The following is a 15,215-nucleotide window of genomic DNA, read 5'->3' on the forward strand; positions in this document are numbered from 1 at the left end:
CAGAACCTCTTTTAAATCTAGATATTTGAGGACGTATGTCTAAATAACACAATAACAAGATTATAGAAGCAAAAAGGATTGCAGAAAAGGTTTTAGGTTCAACACAAAAGGAATTCACTCTAAGAATAACAGAACCAGAAGCAGCAAAGGCTCCAATACCAACTTTTCCAGCACTATAAACAATCCCTCGGAAAGGTAAATGAATAGCAGATGCAAGTAATTGGTAACCCGCATAGAAACATAAGAAAGTTGTGGTTATTACATAGGATTTAAAAAAAATTAATACATTGCCAATATTTTTAGAGTTATACCAAACAATTGAATAGATTAATAATCCATTCATGTATGTAAACATTTGAATTATTGTTCTGAAGAATGGAGATTGAAAACTAGAGGTTTCAGTAACTGTGTCAATATAGCTATTGCTATTGAATACGCCCAAAATAGCAGATGTCAAAATTATTAGTAAAAACCACTTAAACCAAGGGTCATAAAATATTTTTAGATTCAACTTAACCCGTGTATTTAAACTTAGTGAAAGCAGAAATATTGATGGTACTATTTTTTCTGGAGTCCATCGAGTTCCCGATTCAATAAAAAAGTAAAAGGTCAAGCAGGCAGGTAAAATATAAAGGATACGGTGCGGTTTCGTAAATCCTATCCATATTGTGACAACAGAAAAAATTGCCAGAACAATATAGTCCCAAATACCTTGCCCATATAATTGGAGTGATTCAGCTTGCATCAGAAGTCAATGTTTTGTATATTGTTATCATTTCTTGTGCTACCCTGTTCCATGAATATTGTTGTCTAATAGCAACAAGCCTATCTTTAGTGTAGCTATATTCGGGAAGTAATTTCCATGTATGAGTAATTGCATTAGCAATAGAAGGTGGATATGGCTCTGTTAGTACACCTCTAGCTTGTTGAATAATCTCAGGAATAGCTCCTTGAGGAGTGCCTATTATCGGCAGTCCATAAAAAGCAGCGTCTAGCGTTGTTAGACAAAATCCTTCTTCTAAGGAAGGCTGTACATAAATATGGGTGTTACAATACGCCGATTCCAGTTCGTCTTTAGATACATTTGTCCTCAGATTAATTACCTGACTTAACCCCAATTCTCTAACTTGATTTTGTAGATATTTATAATATCTGTCGTTGCGAACTGGTCCGATTATTGTCCATAAAAACTGAAAACCTTCACCCAATAATTGGGAAGCAACTTTTAAGGATATGTGATATCCCTTATGAGGTACATATCCACCAACTGTCAGTATTTGACATATTTGATTAGTAATCTTTATAGAGGGAGAAGATAAATCACAGTTTGGTGGAAAAGCACCAAGTTGAATTGGCACAATCTTGGATTCTGGCAATATTTCTGATATAATATTCCCTACCTGATCGCTAATTGGAAGATAAACATTATATTTATGGAGTATAAGTCTTCGATAGTTTATCCACTCCACAGCTTTTTTTCTTAAAATATCTGCGACGTATCTCCAAGTCATATCTCCAAGCCAAGAATTACTGCACTCCCGTGGGGGAATATTTGTTATTGTTGCACAAGAAGGTATATGAAAATCTTCAGTTTTTAGTCCTTCAATTAAGTACATTCCATAAAGTACATGAATAATATTGGGCTTGAACTTATTGATATTTTGATGTAGGTAAACATTGACGTTTTCAACAAATTTAAACCGCAAAGTTCGGGGAATATCAGTCAGGCTACACCCCAATCCAATATAGTGAATTCGCCAGTTACAATTAATCTCTACGATTTCTATTTTACCAACTGGTGCATTTTGCGGCACGACTAACTCTATTGTATGACCTAGTGTTGAAATCTGTTCACAAATAGATTTTACATAGGTTGTAGTCCCTCCTAAAATAGGCTCATAGTGTTCAGAAATAAAAATAATTTTCATCTTTTTTGTATATGCTTAGATTATAAAGATGGCTTTTGAACTTTGAGTATTTTCCAAGCTTGATAAAAGCTTTGCAATAATTTTCTCAAAGAAATCCCTATTAACCAAGGATTCTGTAAGTTATTACTATTAAATACAAAGTAGCGAAATGCACAGAATAAGTGATCTGGATATTGATTAATCGGTATATTTTTTAGGATGAAATAAGTACCCCCAAAAAAATGGTGATCTGCCATAATTTGTTTATTGCTAGTCCAAGTACGACAGCCACCTTGAATATTGCCAATATGGACTAAATCTGCATCTGGATCATAAATAAACTGACCGTATTTCTGTGTTACTCTGAGACAGAAATCCGATTCTTCTCGATGTGCGCCTTTAACATAGTTCTCATCCATGCTACCCACATTCAATGCTACTTGACGACGAACTGATAAATTACCACTCCCACCACCATCAACCCAACAAAAACAACCATAGTTTCGTGGAAAGTAAAGCCACCCCACATCAGGACGGTAACTCATCCAGTGGCGAGTATAACGCTTTGTTTGATTTTTGTCTAGGATTAGACCTGCTACTCCTGGAACTTTAGAGTCGGCATAGTGCCGAATATGGTTTTGAATGAAATCTGGATTTTCAATAATCACATCATCATCCAAAAAGAGCAAAATTTCTCCTTTGGCTTCTTTGATTCCTATATTACGAGCCGCTGAAGCTGACGGAAATTCGGAGTGATAATAACGAATTAGTAAGCGACTATGATCAACTGTCTGTGATTCTAGAATTGGAGTTTGGTCGATAATGATAACTTCAAAATCTTTATAATTTTGATCACTCAAATAAATTAAAGTATTTTTCAAGTCATGATAGCGATTAATGGTAGGGATAATTATTGATAATTTCATATCTTTTGAGCAATAACTAAATGGCCTAATCCTAAATAGGGTGATTTTTCAGCGATTGTGTTCAACTGTTGTCGAAGAAAAAAGGGTAGAAACAGAAAATGATATAAAAGAGGAGTACAAATGAGTTGATGCTTGATAATACTGTAACCACTATCTTCAATTATTTTTATTAATTCATCACGATTGAACAAAAATAGATGACCATCAGCGTCTGGTTTAAATTGTAAACTTTCTAATGCTTTAAAATCTTTAATTGATCTGTAGTTGGGCATTCCCGAACTAATATTACGGTAGAAGCTATGATTAGGGGTAGTGATTAAGATATACCCCTCTGGACGGATTAATTTTCGTAAAATCTCTAAAATATTTTGAGGATAAGCTACGTGTTCAATCACTTCTCCAAATATGACCATATCAAAGCTATTTTCTGGCAAATTTAATTCTTCGATGTTGCCAGGAACAAGCTCTATATTTCCATACTCGTATTTTAGCATCATATACTCTAATGCTTCTGGATTATAATCATTAGCAGTAACAGAGTAACCCTGTTCAGCTAGTAAAAGCGACAAATTACCTTGAGCGCATCCTACATCAAGTATCCGCTTAACATTCGGCAATTTATGAATAGTATCCTGCATGAGTGTGATCCGTCTACTGTATTGAAGTGATGCCCGTATAGAACCCTCCCCATCTTTAACAGCAAAATGGTTGACATCATGAGCATAAAGTGATCGTTAGTAATCTTTCCAAGAAGAATCTGGAACTGGTTTTTTCATAGTTAAGTAATTTTTGGTTTAGCGGTACTTTAAATGTTTAGCTGGGATGCCTACAACTACTTCATAAGCATCAATATCATGAGTTACCACTGCGTTTGTGCCAATAACTGCACCGTCGCCTATAGTAACACCTTTAAGAATTGCAACACCTCTACCAATCCAAACGTTTTTGCCTATCTTAATAGGTTTACTATTACAGCCACTTTTATTCATGTTAATACTTCGTATCCCCTCAATATATCGGGGAAAGAGTTATTCAAGCACCCATGACAAACCAAGGAAATTGAGAACAGATTTTTCCCGAATAATAGTTGCCAAAGATGGAATATTTCCAAGCTGAGAAATCCGGTCGCGGATATATTCAAAAAAGCTGATACCCAACTGACGAGTAGTAGCAACAAGAGACATAAAATCTGTTACCCCTATTTATTGAGCCGATACGGTTATTCTTTTATCCAGCACGATTTTGATATCGATATTGAAAATATAATCTTTGAAGACGAATAGCCGTTTTCCATCCCAATATATCACAAATAGTTTGAAACATTATTCCACCTCCGGGTTTTAAGTCGCATCCGCCTAAAATACGAATTTTCTCTTCAGCAAGTGGTATTAAGTCTTTCGCTTGTGGATATGCCAGGAAGATAAATTTTTGCCAACAACAAGCTGAAGCATTGCAAGTGCGAGGACTATCTTCAACCATCAATAACTGTTCAGTCATGATTTGAATAGAATTAAATTGCGACAAAAATGATTGTCTAGAACGTCGCCGACTTAAGCTATTTTGTATTCCAGTCCGATAATAGCTTTTTGCTCCAGGACAGAACTTGACTCCGTTGCTAGATAGAATTACTCGGCAAAAATATTCTCCATCATCATTTAGGGAAAGATTTTCGTTCCAATTACCTGCTCGTTCTATAATATTACGAGGAACTAACCAACTGTGAGGAGGCATCATTCCCCCACTTTTCCAAGCACAAACTAACCAATTAACAGGCTGCATATCTCTCCACAGTGCTTGGTCTGTAAATACTGTTCTTAATGGGTTTGTGAAGAAAAATCCCCATTCTCCTGCAATTATATAGTCACAGCAGTCTTGTAGTAACAAGTTCATTTGAAGTTCTATTTTGTCAGGTGCAAGCAGATCATCTGCGTCTAGGTATTGAACAAAATCACCTTTGCATATTGAAAAAGCTTTGTTTCTTGCCGCACTCGCACCTTGGTTTTTTTGACTTATAACTTTAACTTTAGGTGATTCAAACTGCTTTAATATCCCTAAGCTACCATCCGTCGAGCCATCATCAATAACAATAATTTCAATGTTACTCCAAGTTTGCGCTAAGGCTGAATTTATTGTATCTGATATCCATTTATCGGAATTATAGCAAGGAATTAGTATTGATACTAGGGGACTCATGAGATTTAATTATTTGCTTTACGAACTTATAGTAAGCATGAGCGAGATGGGACTACTTTAAATTCACTGATATCAGTATCAAAAAATACGGATAACCAACTTCGTGATTCTGGTAGTAGTCCATAAAATACTGCAACTAGCAATATAGCCTTAACTAAAGGTTGTAAACGAGTTCTCAAACACCGCAAGATAACACGATTGATTAAAGGGAGTTTTTGAAGATATTCTAGAATATATTTTTGCTCCGAACTACGGGAATTTTTATCAGCAGTTTTTTGCATTTTATGCCATCGCATGGCTGAAAAAATTGCGGTAGTCAGGAGAGGCTTTGCGTATTCGCTTAGTTGGTAGTGTAGAACCGTGTCAAATACATTATTTAAATCTTCATTTAATGTTAAGTTATTTTCTTGAATAAATTGCAATTTGATAAATGTAGAATCTTGAGGAAAAAACATATTTCCTAAACCTATAACACTTGGATCAATTATCCAAGGTAAGCATCTATCGCCAAATAAACCATCTTCACTCATTTCGATTCTAGCTCCAGAAATCCATTTTGGATCATCGACTAATTGAGCTATTTTTACCAAAGTCAGAAAAGCATTTTGTAGTAAAATGTCATCACTGTTGATCCAATTAAACCATTCACCTGTAGCTAAATTTATTCCCCTATTAATCGCATTTGCCTGTCCTTTATCCTTCTCACTCACCCAATAAGTTAACCAAGGTTCATACTTTTTAATAATCTGAACCGAATCATCCGTACTCCCCCCATCAATCACAATATATTCTAAATTAGGATAACCTTGCAGCAACACAGAACGAATAGTTTCTTCTATAAACCGTCCATAGTTATAATTAGGGGTGACAATACTGATTTTAGGCCATTCTGCACCATCGGGCATTTGATCAGGTGGTTGGGGACTTGCTTGGGTCCAAGGCCAGCCGGTTTTACCGCTTGGGGGTGGTGGAAGTTCGCTTAAAGTGGGACAACGCATATACTTATTATACTCCTTATAACTTTTAGACTTACAACTATTCTCAAAAGAAATTTGATTTTACTGGAACATCTCGCGGAAAAATATCTTGTTAATTAATGCCCGTGATGGTTTATGTGAATATTCGAGGATGGTTTGCAAGTCTTTGAGCGATAGCGAAGCGCTGCTGCAAGCAGTTCGCCTATACTGGTTGATCTAGACTCTATAATCACATTATATACTCAGTTGCGATGCCTACTCCAAGGGGAGCGATCGCCTCACCTGTTGGTATAGTTCTATATATCTTATTGCTTGCATTTTTAAAGTATATTCTTTAAGGGCGATCGCTCGCCAATTCTCGCTCATTTTTTCCCCTTAATTGTTTATCTTAAAATAAACAACGACCAATTTGAGATTTCATAATTAGCGATCGCCTGTACTGGTTGAACTAGAGGCTATAATCGCATTATATATTCAGTTGCGATGCCTACTGCGAGGGAAGCGATCGCTCAACAATTTTCGCTCATTTTTTACCCTGAATTGCTTATTTTATCATAAACAACGACTAATTTGAGATTTCGTAAATTAGCGATCGCTTTCAATATCAACAAAGCATATCTCAATTACCGCCACCCTAGACGACAAAAGGGTATTTGATAGACTAAATGGATATTCGAGGATGGTTTTCAAGTCTTTGAGCGATCGCCTGTACTGTTTGAATTAGAGGCTATAATCACATTGTATACCCAGTTGCGATGCCTACTCCAAGGGAAGCGATCGCCTGACCTGGTGGTATAGTTCTATATATCTTTTTGCTTGTAGTTCTAAAGTATATTCTTTAAGGGCGATCGCTCAACAATTTTCGTTCATTTTTTCCCCTTAATTGTTTATCTTAAAATAACGTTACAATCCCCAAGGACCAATTTGAGATTTCATAAATTAACGATCGCTTTCAAGATCAACAGTTTCAGATCCCCGACTTCTTAGAGAAGTCGGGGATCTGGGCATGATCAGATCATATATTCAGTAATTGTTAACTATTTCCAACAGCGTCTAATTGCCTCAAAATTATCAATAACTGAAAAAATTTTTTTAACATAATATTGGGTTGTCCACTGAGAAGCTCTTATTAAACCGCGTTCTATTAGGTCTTGACGCAGAGTGGAGTCTTCGGATTAATCAATCACTCAGCTTAAATTTAGCCCAGTAATTTCTTTCAAATGAAAGCAAAAATCAGTCCACCCTTTCTCGAAGGAAACCCTTGTTCTACAAAAATCCAAGCAATTCTGCGAATATATCTCTCTGTTATACAATATGCTTTTAACAGCATTAGGTATTTCTGCTGGATGCGAGACTAAAAACCCCAACTTATTGTCTTCTACGAATTTTAAAGATGATAAACTAGATGCGATGACAGGAGAACCATACACTAAACTTCGCATAAGTTTCCCAGAAGAAAACCCCATATATTCAATATTTGGACCAGTATTTCGATAAAGAGCAAAGTTGCCAGCACAATAGTGAACTAAAGAGTTTAAAGTAGTATCGGACATTGGATCTAAGCTCCAAACTATTCTATTAGGAATGTTTAAATGTGATAGTTGTTGTTTATACTTTAATAAACCTTCGGTAGAGCGACTATGTATGATTAAACTAGTTTTTTCTTCCCAATAAGGGACACTAGATAAAATTTCAGGAACTTGTGACCAATCAGCAACAGAACCGGCGTGTAAAAACGGAGTATTATCTGCGGGAATATTCAGTCGCTGATGCCAGTCTATATTTTCTATAGATGTTTTAATTGGAATGTTAGGCAAAGCAGCATAAGGTTTATCTCTGATATTCAGTTCTAAAGATAATTGCAAGAATCTTTGCTCATCGGGGACAACAATCATTATTGCCTGCTCAACTACTCTACGTTCTATTTGTGACCATATTCCATTTCCCCAACAGCTCGGAAATTCATCATTATAGTAAATAAAAGGACAACGGCTAACAATAGATATAATGGATGCTATATAAGCACCTATTTGCCCTAGACCGAATGCACATGAGTAGTTACTGCATTCTCGAAACTGAAGATATAATAGGCGGGATCTTATTTGGGGTTTGTTAAGTATTCTATTAATAATAGAAAAATTATCAATTTCCTCGTTATATTTTATATTTACATTTTTAGGTAATATTCTTACATAATCTGTATTTAAATTTTCCCACAAAAACAAATCTACTTCCCAGCCTGAATTAGCTAAGGCAACAACGGAGTTAAAAGCAAACGGCATAGTATCAAGTCTAGCCGCAGCTGCTGCATGAGGATAATGAACAAATGCTACCTTTTTTAACATAAAATCTTATCTCTTCACTACAAAATAAACTCCCCAAGTATTAAATCCCGGTTGTTGGTTAGTCAACCACTCCTGAGACTCAATAAGCTGCATTTGCAGTTCACTTAACAACAATTCTATTTCAGATTTAAATAGATATCGCATGGTGTGGGTTTCTCGTAACTCATCTACAGTACCACTAATTTTATCCTTGATAAAGACGTGATAATTCACATCTACCAAATTTTCATTTGGATACATCACCGGTTCAGCAATGCGAGTTACCTGAATTAATTCATCTTCTAGACGTTTAACTCTCACTGTTGGTGGTTGTGTTAATACCGCAGGTCCATACCAGACATCAAAAATAAATATTCCCCCTGGTTTTAGGTGTTTTTTAGCTGTGGTTAATGCGGCTAATAAATCTTGATTGGTAGTTTGATAACTGATAACATGAAATAGAGAGAGGATAACATCAAATGTTTTATTTAATCGAACTTCACGAATATCACCTTGGGTAAATTGCAGTCGTGCGGCTAATTCCTGGGGACATTGGGAAAGTCGTTCGTTTGCACGGTGTAGCATTTCTTGGCTCAAATCTACACCATGTAGATGGTAGCCTGTTTTGGCTAATAAGGTGGCATGATTTCCTGTTCCACAACCCAGTTCTAAAATATCTTGGCTATTTGGTGCATGGGTTTTAATTAGATTATGGATAAATTCGGCTTCTCCAACATAATCTTTATCACGGTACAGTAAGTCATAGTAGTGGGCATAATTACCAAAAACACTCATTGCAAAACCTCCCGTAAAGTAGCAGCAACCTGTTTAATTTGTTCTTCTGTTAACCCCAAACCACTGGGAATATAAAACCCGCGACGGGCTAATCTTTCTGCTACTGGACAAGATACACCATCAAACAAACCCATTTTATGAAACACGGGTTGCTCGTGCATACACCAGAAAAAAGGACGAGTACCAATTTTGGCCTCAGCTAATTTTCTCATGGCGACTTCTGCATTAAAGGGAACTTCGTCCTTTAAGACAATACCATATACCCAATAAATATTTTCTGCGTCATCTGTTTTAACCAATGGTAACTGAATACCGGGTACATCTGCTAACAATTCAGTATATAGTTGACCCATGCGACGTTTACGGGAGACAAACTCATCTAGGCGTTCTAATTGAGCCACACCCACAGCGGCTTGCAGGTTACTCATTCTCATGTTCCACCCCAATTCTTCATGGACAAAGCGTTTTTGGGGCTGGAAGCAGAGGTTACGCAAAGATTGACAACGTTCAGCTAATTGGGGATTGTCGGTGACAATCATTCCTCCTTCGCCGGTGGTAATGTGTTTATTGGGGTAAAAACTAAAGGTGCTAATGTCGCCAAAGCTACCACAAGGACGATTTTTATCGGTTTGTCCGTGCATCTCCGCCGCATCTTCGATAATATATAACCCATATTTAGCAGCTAAATTTAGTACCGAGTCCATGTCTACTGGTAAACCGTAGATATGAACCACCATAATCGCTTTTGTCCGGGGAGTGATTTTCGCCTCTATCTGGCTAATATCCATATTCCAGGTTATGGGATCAGAATCAACCACTACAGGTACAGCCCCAGCCCGAACAATGGCCGCAGCGCAGGAAATTATGGTAAATGTGGGGAGAATTACTTCATCACCCTGAGAAATACCCAGTGCAGCTACAGCAGCATCAAGAGCAACTGAACCATTGCTGACAGTAATAGCATATTGACGATGAACACGGGATGCAAATTCTTGTTCTAATTGCTTGACAAAGGGACCTTCAGAGGAAATCCAACCGGTGTCAATGCACTCAATCAGATATTTTTTCTCATTACCATCTAGTAATGGTTCGTTAACAGGAATTGGGTTCATTTATGGTTGCACAAATTCTATAATTTTTGCTTCTTCGGCGGTAATGCCCACAAATCGGGTTTTGTCCTGTTCCCCAACATAGGGACCTTGTTTGACTTCGATCATTTCAATTTCTTCTAATACTTCAAAGCCGTGTCCCCCGGTCACTAGGAGAATAACATCTCCTGCTTCTAAAATACGACTATCTAAATATTCCTGTTGGTCATTATAGAAGTCTACCCGGAGTTTACCATTTTTGATGAATAAAACTTCTTGGGTATAGGTAACTTCTCGAATGACTGGGTTATGCACATGAGGTTGAATCACTTTCCCCGTGGGGTGGTGCATATAAGCCAACTGTTGAGACAGTTCATTGGGGGTGAAAAAGTGAATGCCTGACTCATTGAAGCGATGAGAAATAATAATGGCTAATAATTGTTCTTGATTAGTAATTTTTTCAATCATTTAAACCTCTTGCTATATAATCTAAATTTTTAACTTGTTCCTATCGAAACTTTTGATCTAATTTGGTATATGGATTATCATGGCAAGACTAAACTCAAGGACTTTTGTAATAATTAGTTTAAGAGTTTAGCAAGAATTTCTTGTCCTTCTTTAACTAAAGAGTTTATGCTGTAATATTGTTGAATAAGTTTATTAAGGTTAGTTGAAATTTTTTCTGCTAACTCCTGATCGTTAATTAATTTTAATATAGCTGCTGCAAAGTCGTCTGGTTCATTCGCAATTAAAATGTCATTTTCGTGGGTCACAGGGATGCCTTCTGCCCCTAATGTGGTCGAAACAATGGGGATTTTACAAGCTCCTGCTTCTAAAATTTTAAAGCGTGTTCCTGATTCAAATCTTAGGGGCACTAGAGCCACATTAACATGGCAGAGATAAGGTAAAACAGATTCTAGCTTACCTGTAATGGTAATTTGTGGATCTTGAATATCTGAAAGAGTTGTATCAGACCCGTTACCTATAATATAAAAATGAATGTTGGGAATTTTTCGTCGAATTATGGGCAACACTTGGTTAATCACCCATCGTGCCGCATCATCCATTGGACTATCGGAGCCAAATGTTCCTGCTAGATAGATAGAAGGATTTTTAAATCCCTTTGGCATGGGTGGGATTAATTGGTAGGATTCAAGATCGATGACGTTAGAGAATAGTTTAATTTGTCGAGAATCATTAGCTAAATTTTGGTAATATTCAGCATCAATTTCTGAAACTGCTGTAGTTACATCTGCAAGTTTTGTTCCCCAATTTTCTTCTGCGATTTTTTCTTGTCCAGTCTGATAAATTTGTTGATATTGTTTATCACCTTTAGCATAAGGAAGCCCCCTCAGAATAAACCTAGACCAAACGCTATCAGTATCCAAAACAACTTTGGCATTAGAATTATCTTTAATGTATTTCAGGAGAGGATAGGAGATATTGCCACAACCCAACCAAATTATATCAGCCTTGATTGTAGATGCAATGGCAAGTAGATGCTGATAATCTTTTTCTGATTCTTGATGATGAATACTAAAAATATTTTTCTTGAATATTTCTCGACTTAGCTTGTTAATCATTCTAAAAAATAGGGTTTGAATTTTTTTGAATGAGTTTGATTGTGGGTTGACGAAGGGGGCAAAGTATAAGTGATGGCAATATGTTTTGTAAAATTCCACCGCCATATTACCGCCCATTCCATTAACAGCAACTCTACTGTAAATATAAAGTTCTGAAATTTGTGAAATTGCTTTAATCGAGTTCTCGATCCTTAATGTAGGTCCACCAATTGGTGGATGATGCAAAATGGGAGTAACAAAAAGGATTTTTGGTTTAATCATAATTTAATTTCTTTGTCTATTTTTTACGAGCTATTACATAGCTATTTGAGAGATTGGGAGTTTGCTCAATAATTTTCACTATTTCATAATCACACTTTTCACAAATAAGTTTAATTAGATCATCTGAATAAAAGGTATTGTGTATTGTACCAGCTTCGCAAACACGAAACAAAGTTTTAAGTCCTTCTGGACAAGTATAAGACTTATAGCCAAAACAAACGATGCTGTCGGGAGATGAGACTCGCTTAAATTGATCTATATATATATATATATTGGCATGGCAAATAGGTGAAAACGCCCTCCGCAAAAAGAACATTGGGGACACAATTATCAAAATTTGGCAAGAGTTTATTGTTGATCTTTTTAACAAAAACATTGCCATAGTCATGGAAATACTGAACACTAAAATTAGTGAACCATTCACTAACATCAGCCAACAGCAAGTTTCCTGATGACAAATAATTAGCAAGGTGGCGACTTGCTCTGCCAGTTCCCTGACCAATTTCAATAATATTGGAACTGGGATTAATATACGGGAAAAGTACACTTTTTAATGTAGAGAGCGGACAAGGCCAACCCAAAACTGTCGTGAGATAGTCATTGACATCCATTCCCATATTTGTGGCTTGCTTTAGATACTCGGCATATCCATCAGCATCACTGGGAGAATTAGATTCTACTGTTCTTTCAATTTTGAATCCAAAAGGATTAATTACTTTGTTAATTATTTTTCCTATCATAAAAATTAAGTTCTCTTTAAGGTTTAATTACAGACTTGAAGGATTTAATTCTCAGGCATCCAACGATCTTCAGATATAATAGGCAATCCTTGGATAATAGAATCAATAATGTAATCCAAATATTTATTTTTTCCAGGCAAAAGATCAGCTAGGGATTGGATTTTAAGTGTTGGCGGTTCTCCCCATTTGTAATCCATAATATTTATCTTGGTGTAATAATGATAATGATAAAACAAGATGAATTTATAGGCTAAGTCTAACTGATTGTCAAAACTTGGTAAAGATTGGCTTGATAAAATCATTTCTATATTTTTGAAATACTCCTGTGGAGTAACTGGATCAAGAGTAAAGCCAAATCCTCGATAAGGGGACTTTCCTGTTGTAATCACAGGAAGACCAAAAGCTGCCACTTCTATTCCTACTGTTGTCGTATGAACTAAACAGGTTTTAATTAAAGGAAATAGATCATAAACAGTTAATTTGACTTTGGGGGACAGCAAAATAATATTGCTCGATAACTCAATTGCCCTTTGCTTTAAAGCTGTTTCAACTCTTTCCTCAGTGGCGGGTATAGAAGGATGTAACTCCGCGGGATGAGGCTTAATAATTAACTGAAATTGTGGATGTTCCTTAAACCAATTGATAGTTTCTACTATCCAGTCTATCATGTCATCAAACACCACTTGTTTATTTAGTGCAGCCAAATCCCAGATTACATTAGAGGCTAACAAAGCAGTTGGTTTATCAAAATTTATCATAGTTATGTCAAACTCATCACTTTTAAATTTTGATAAAGACGAGGTATCAAGAATCATTTCTTTACCTTGGCTTCGTCCATCTAACCAGTTTTTAACTTTAGTTATCTGTTGTTCAGTCAAAGAAAGACTAGAAAAAGCTGCCCAAGGTTTTGAGAAATCTAAATTCATGGCAGCATCATTGTAGGCATAGCACCAAGCATCATTTTTTCCCCCTAACCAGTGGGAATAAAAAGGAATTTGATATTTTTTAGATAATTTTTCTAGGATTGCCCACATCCCATAATAACTATCATTGGCAATCACTTTATCTGGTTGCCAAATCTCTAAAATTCTGCTGTATGCAACTTTTAGCAAAAGCAAATTTTTAATATGATTAACACCTAAATAGTATTGGTTCGGAATTAAACGATAATCTCCTACTACAAAGTTGTTAACCAATATATCCTTAGCCCATAAACCAAAAGGAAGATTATCTTCCGTAAAATCTACCCATGTTTCCTGATTTAATTGACTAACTTGATGATTAATGTTTCTGTGATCATCATCCCTTAAGTAACTAGATAATTTCAGAGGAGTAAAGTGGTTGTCTTGCCATAATTCTTGCGAACAATTTAAACAGTTATTACAATTTTCTTTAAAGTTTTGACCTCCCCACACTCCTCCATAGACATTACATTCAGTGGATTGAACTTGATCACAATAAACAGGCAATATCTGAATACCTCTTAGCCTTAAGGCATAAGCTAAAATCCGATCATGGACAAAGCATGGTGCAAATATGCTGAAACTATGACCGAAAAGAACTTTTTGATTTTGAGCAGAAGACTCAACTATAGGGTAAAGATTAATTTGTTGCCCAATTTGATTAAGTTTTGATAGATAGTGAAGTTCTTGATTGTAGGGGATAATTTTTCCAGACAAAGATTTAATTTTTTTCAGCATTTTTACCATGCAAATAATAAATAGGGTCTTGGAGGATTAAAATAAGCATACATTCCTCTAAATTCTACATGATAGGTGGCATTTGCCTTGAGAATAATTTCTCGACACTTAAGAGCATTTTCATAATCATGATAGACAGCGATCGCCAATTGAGGTTTATAGTTTGCCAAGGTTTTTTTTGCCCCTTCTAAAGCCTTCATTTCATAACCTTCAATGTCCATTTTAATCAGTCCTTGACCTTGTAAATGGTATTGTTCACAAGTTGTATCAATGGTGGTCACAGGTACACTAATTAGATTAGTGTCCTTTGTCTCAGTAATATGAGAATCACAGACATGATCTTGATTGCTATCTAAAAAAAGAGTTTTGTTCTCGTTACCCAAAGCGGCAGAAATCACTGAAAACTTTTCAGCTTTAGCCATATTTTCAAAAGTTAGCAGTAAAGGTTTTTGCAAAGAGGGTAAGGGTTCTACAGCAATGACTCGATTTGCACCTTTTTCAAAGGCATAAAGGGAGAAAAAACCTTCGCAAGCTCCGGCATCAATCACCCAATCTTTTTGGTCAATTTTGAGCATTGGATGTCCATAAGAAGATGGGTTCTTTTCCCATTCATAAAAAACTTCAGCATAAAGCCAAGGTAAATCATCGATTTTCAAAGATTTATTCCAGTAAAATACTTTCCCGTTGATTACTAATTTCAAATAATCATCTTGTTCTGTAA

16 protein-coding genes are annotated in these 15,215 nt (G+C 36.0%); all 16 read right to left on the reverse strand.

The genetic code is table 11. The features are described from left to right. On the reverse strand, positions 1-745 hold a 745-nt coding region (locus tag IQ228_RS08485; protein ID WP_193962621.1), incomplete at its 3' end, for a hypothetical protein. Further along, entirely contained in the window at positions 735-1,928 is a 1,194-nt protein-coding gene (locus IQ228_RS08490; RefSeq protein WP_193962622.1) for a glycosyltransferase family 4 protein, read from the reverse strand. The genes IQ228_RS08490 and IQ228_RS08485, both read right to left, overlap by 11 nt. Positions 1,929-1,948: 20 nt before the next feature. Beyond that, on the reverse strand, positions 1,949-2,833 hold the full coding sequence (locus IQ228_RS08495; protein ID WP_193962623.1) for a glycosyltransferase family 2 protein: 885 nt from the start codon (positions 2,831-2,833) through the stop codon (positions 1,949-1,951). Beyond that, a complete protein-coding gene (locus IQ228_RS08500) occupies positions 2,830-3,471 on the reverse strand; it encodes a methyltransferase domain-containing protein (RefSeq protein WP_193962624.1) in 642 nt (213 codons plus the stop codon). Before IQ228_RS08500 ends, IQ228_RS08495 begins: the two co-directional genes overlap by 4 nt. A 156-nt stretch (positions 3,472-3,627) precedes the next feature. Then, a complete protein-coding gene (locus IQ228_RS08505) occupies positions 3,628-3,822 on the reverse strand; it encodes a DapH/DapD/GlmU-related protein (RefSeq protein ID WP_193962625.1) in 195 nt (64 codons plus the stop codon). Positions 3,823-3,861: 39 nt separating this feature from the next. Then, on the reverse strand, positions 3,862-4,017 hold the full coding sequence (locus tag IQ228_RS08510) for a hypothetical protein (protein ID WP_193962626.1): 156 nt from the start codon (positions 4,015-4,017) through the stop codon (positions 3,862-3,864). A gap of 43 nt (positions 4,018-4,060) precedes the next feature. Continuing rightward, complete coding sequence (locus IQ228_RS08515; RefSeq protein WP_193962627.1) at positions 4,061-5,026, reverse strand: glycosyltransferase; 966 nt, start codon at positions 5,024-5,026, stop codon at positions 4,061-4,063. 26 nt (positions 5,027-5,052) lie between these two features. Further along, positions 5,053-6,024: a glycosyltransferase family 2 protein gene (locus IQ228_RS08520; protein WP_193962628.1), complete on the reverse strand. Its 972-nt coding sequence runs from the start codon at positions 6,022-6,024 to the stop codon at positions 5,053-5,055. A 1,166-nt stretch (positions 6,025-7,190) separates the two neighbouring features. Beyond that, positions 7,191-8,348 (reverse strand): hypothetical protein, encoded by a 1,158-nt coding sequence (locus IQ228_RS08525; RefSeq protein WP_193962629.1) that lies wholly within the window; start codon positions 8,346-8,348, stop codon positions 7,191-7,193. A gap of 6 nt (positions 8,349-8,354) precedes the next feature. Next, positions 8,355-9,122 carry a class I SAM-dependent methyltransferase gene (locus tag IQ228_RS08530; protein ID WP_193962630.1) on the reverse strand — a complete coding sequence of 256 codons (768 nt, stop codon included), beginning with the start codon at positions 9,120-9,122 and terminating at the stop codon, positions 8,355-8,357. Next, the gene (locus IQ228_RS08535) at positions 9,119-10,234 is read right to left on the reverse strand and encodes a DegT/DnrJ/EryC1/StrS aminotransferase family protein (protein WP_193962631.1); all 1,116 of its coding nucleotides are present in this window, start codon (positions 10,232-10,234) and stop codon (positions 9,119-9,121) included. The genes IQ228_RS08530 and IQ228_RS08535 overlap by 4 nt, the downstream gene beginning before the upstream one ends. Further along, positions 10,235-10,678 carry a hypothetical protein gene (locus tag IQ228_RS08540; RefSeq protein WP_193962632.1) on the reverse strand — a complete coding sequence of 148 codons (444 nt, stop codon included), beginning with the start codon at positions 10,676-10,678 and terminating at the stop codon, positions 10,235-10,237. A gap of 113 nt (positions 10,679-10,791) precedes the next feature. Beyond that, complete coding sequence (locus tag IQ228_RS08545; RefSeq protein WP_193962633.1) at positions 10,792-12,054, reverse strand: glycosyltransferase family 4 protein; 1,263 nt, start codon at positions 12,052-12,054, stop codon at positions 10,792-10,794. Between the two features lie 245 nt (positions 12,055-12,299). Then, positions 12,300-12,794 carry a hypothetical protein gene (locus tag IQ228_RS08550; protein ID WP_193962634.1) on the reverse strand — a complete coding sequence of 165 codons (495 nt, stop codon included), beginning with the start codon at positions 12,792-12,794 and terminating at the stop codon, positions 12,300-12,302. 44 nt (positions 12,795-12,838) lie between these two features. Beyond that, positions 12,839-14,494 (reverse strand): hypothetical protein, encoded by a 1,656-nt coding sequence (locus IQ228_RS08555; RefSeq protein ID WP_193962635.1) that lies wholly within the window; start codon positions 14,492-14,494, stop codon positions 12,839-12,841. Between the two features lie 2 nt (positions 14,495-14,496). Continuing rightward, positions 14,497-15,215 (reverse strand): FkbM family methyltransferase (locus IQ228_RS08560; RefSeq protein ID WP_228043763.1); only part of this gene is annotated, 719 nt, incomplete at its 5' end.

It is taken from the genome of Dolichospermum sp. LEGE 00246, assembly GCF_015207865.1.
GTDB lineage: Bacteria > Cyanobacteriota > Cyanobacteriia > Cyanobacteriales > Nostocaceae > Dolichospermum > Dolichospermum heterosporum.

Excerpts from the sequence above, each read along its gene's own strand:
- IQ228_RS08490 (WP_193962622.1), bottom strand. The coding sequence starts at position 1,928 with ATGAAAATTATTTTTATTTCTGAACACTATGAGCCTATTTTAGGAGGG.
- IQ228_RS08495 (WP_193962623.1), bottom strand. The coding sequence starts at position 2,833 with ATGAAATTATCAATAATTATCCCTACCATTAATCGCTATCATGACTTG.
- IQ228_RS08500 (WP_193962624.1), bottom strand. The coding sequence starts at position 3,471 with ATGCAGGATACTATTCATAAATTGCCGAATGTTAAGCGGATACTTGAT.
- IQ228_RS08505 (WP_193962625.1), bottom strand. The coding sequence starts at position 3,822 with ATGAATAAAAGTGGCTGTAATAGTAAACCTATTAAGATAGGCAAAAAC.
- IQ228_RS08510 (WP_193962626.1), bottom strand. The coding sequence starts at position 4,017 with ATGTCTCTTGTTGCTACTACTCGTCAGTTGGGTATCAGCTTTTTTGAA.
- IQ228_RS08515 (WP_193962627.1), bottom strand. The coding sequence starts at position 5,026 with ATGAGTCCCCTAGTATCAATACTAATTCCTTGCTATAATTCCGATAAA.
- IQ228_RS08520 (WP_193962628.1), bottom strand. The coding sequence starts at position 6,024 with ATGCGTTGTCCCACTTTAAGCGAACTTCCACCACCCCCAAGCGGTAAA.
- IQ228_RS08525 (WP_193962629.1), bottom strand. The coding sequence starts at position 8,348 with ATGTTAAAAAAGGTAGCATTTGTTCATTATCCTCATGCAGCAGCTGCG.
- IQ228_RS08530 (WP_193962630.1), bottom strand. The coding sequence starts at position 9,122 with ATGAGTGTTTTTGGTAATTATGCCCACTACTATGACTTACTGTACCGT.
- IQ228_RS08535 (WP_193962631.1), bottom strand. The coding sequence starts at position 10,234 with ATGAACCCAATTCCTGTTAACGAACCATTACTAGATGGTAATGAGAAA.
- IQ228_RS08540 (WP_193962632.1), bottom strand. The coding sequence starts at position 10,678 with ATGATTGAAAAAATTACTAATCAAGAACAATTATTAGCCATTATTATT.
- IQ228_RS08545 (WP_193962633.1), bottom strand. The coding sequence starts at position 12,054 with ATGATTAAACCAAAAATCCTTTTTGTTACTCCCATTTTGCATCATCCA.
- IQ228_RS08550 (WP_193962634.1), bottom strand. The coding sequence starts at position 12,794 with ATGATAGGAAAAATAATTAACAAAGTAATTAATCCTTTTGGATTCAAA.
- IQ228_RS08555 (WP_193962635.1), bottom strand. The coding sequence starts at position 14,494 with ATGCTGAAAAAAATTAAATCTTTGTCTGGAAAAATTATCCCCTACAAT.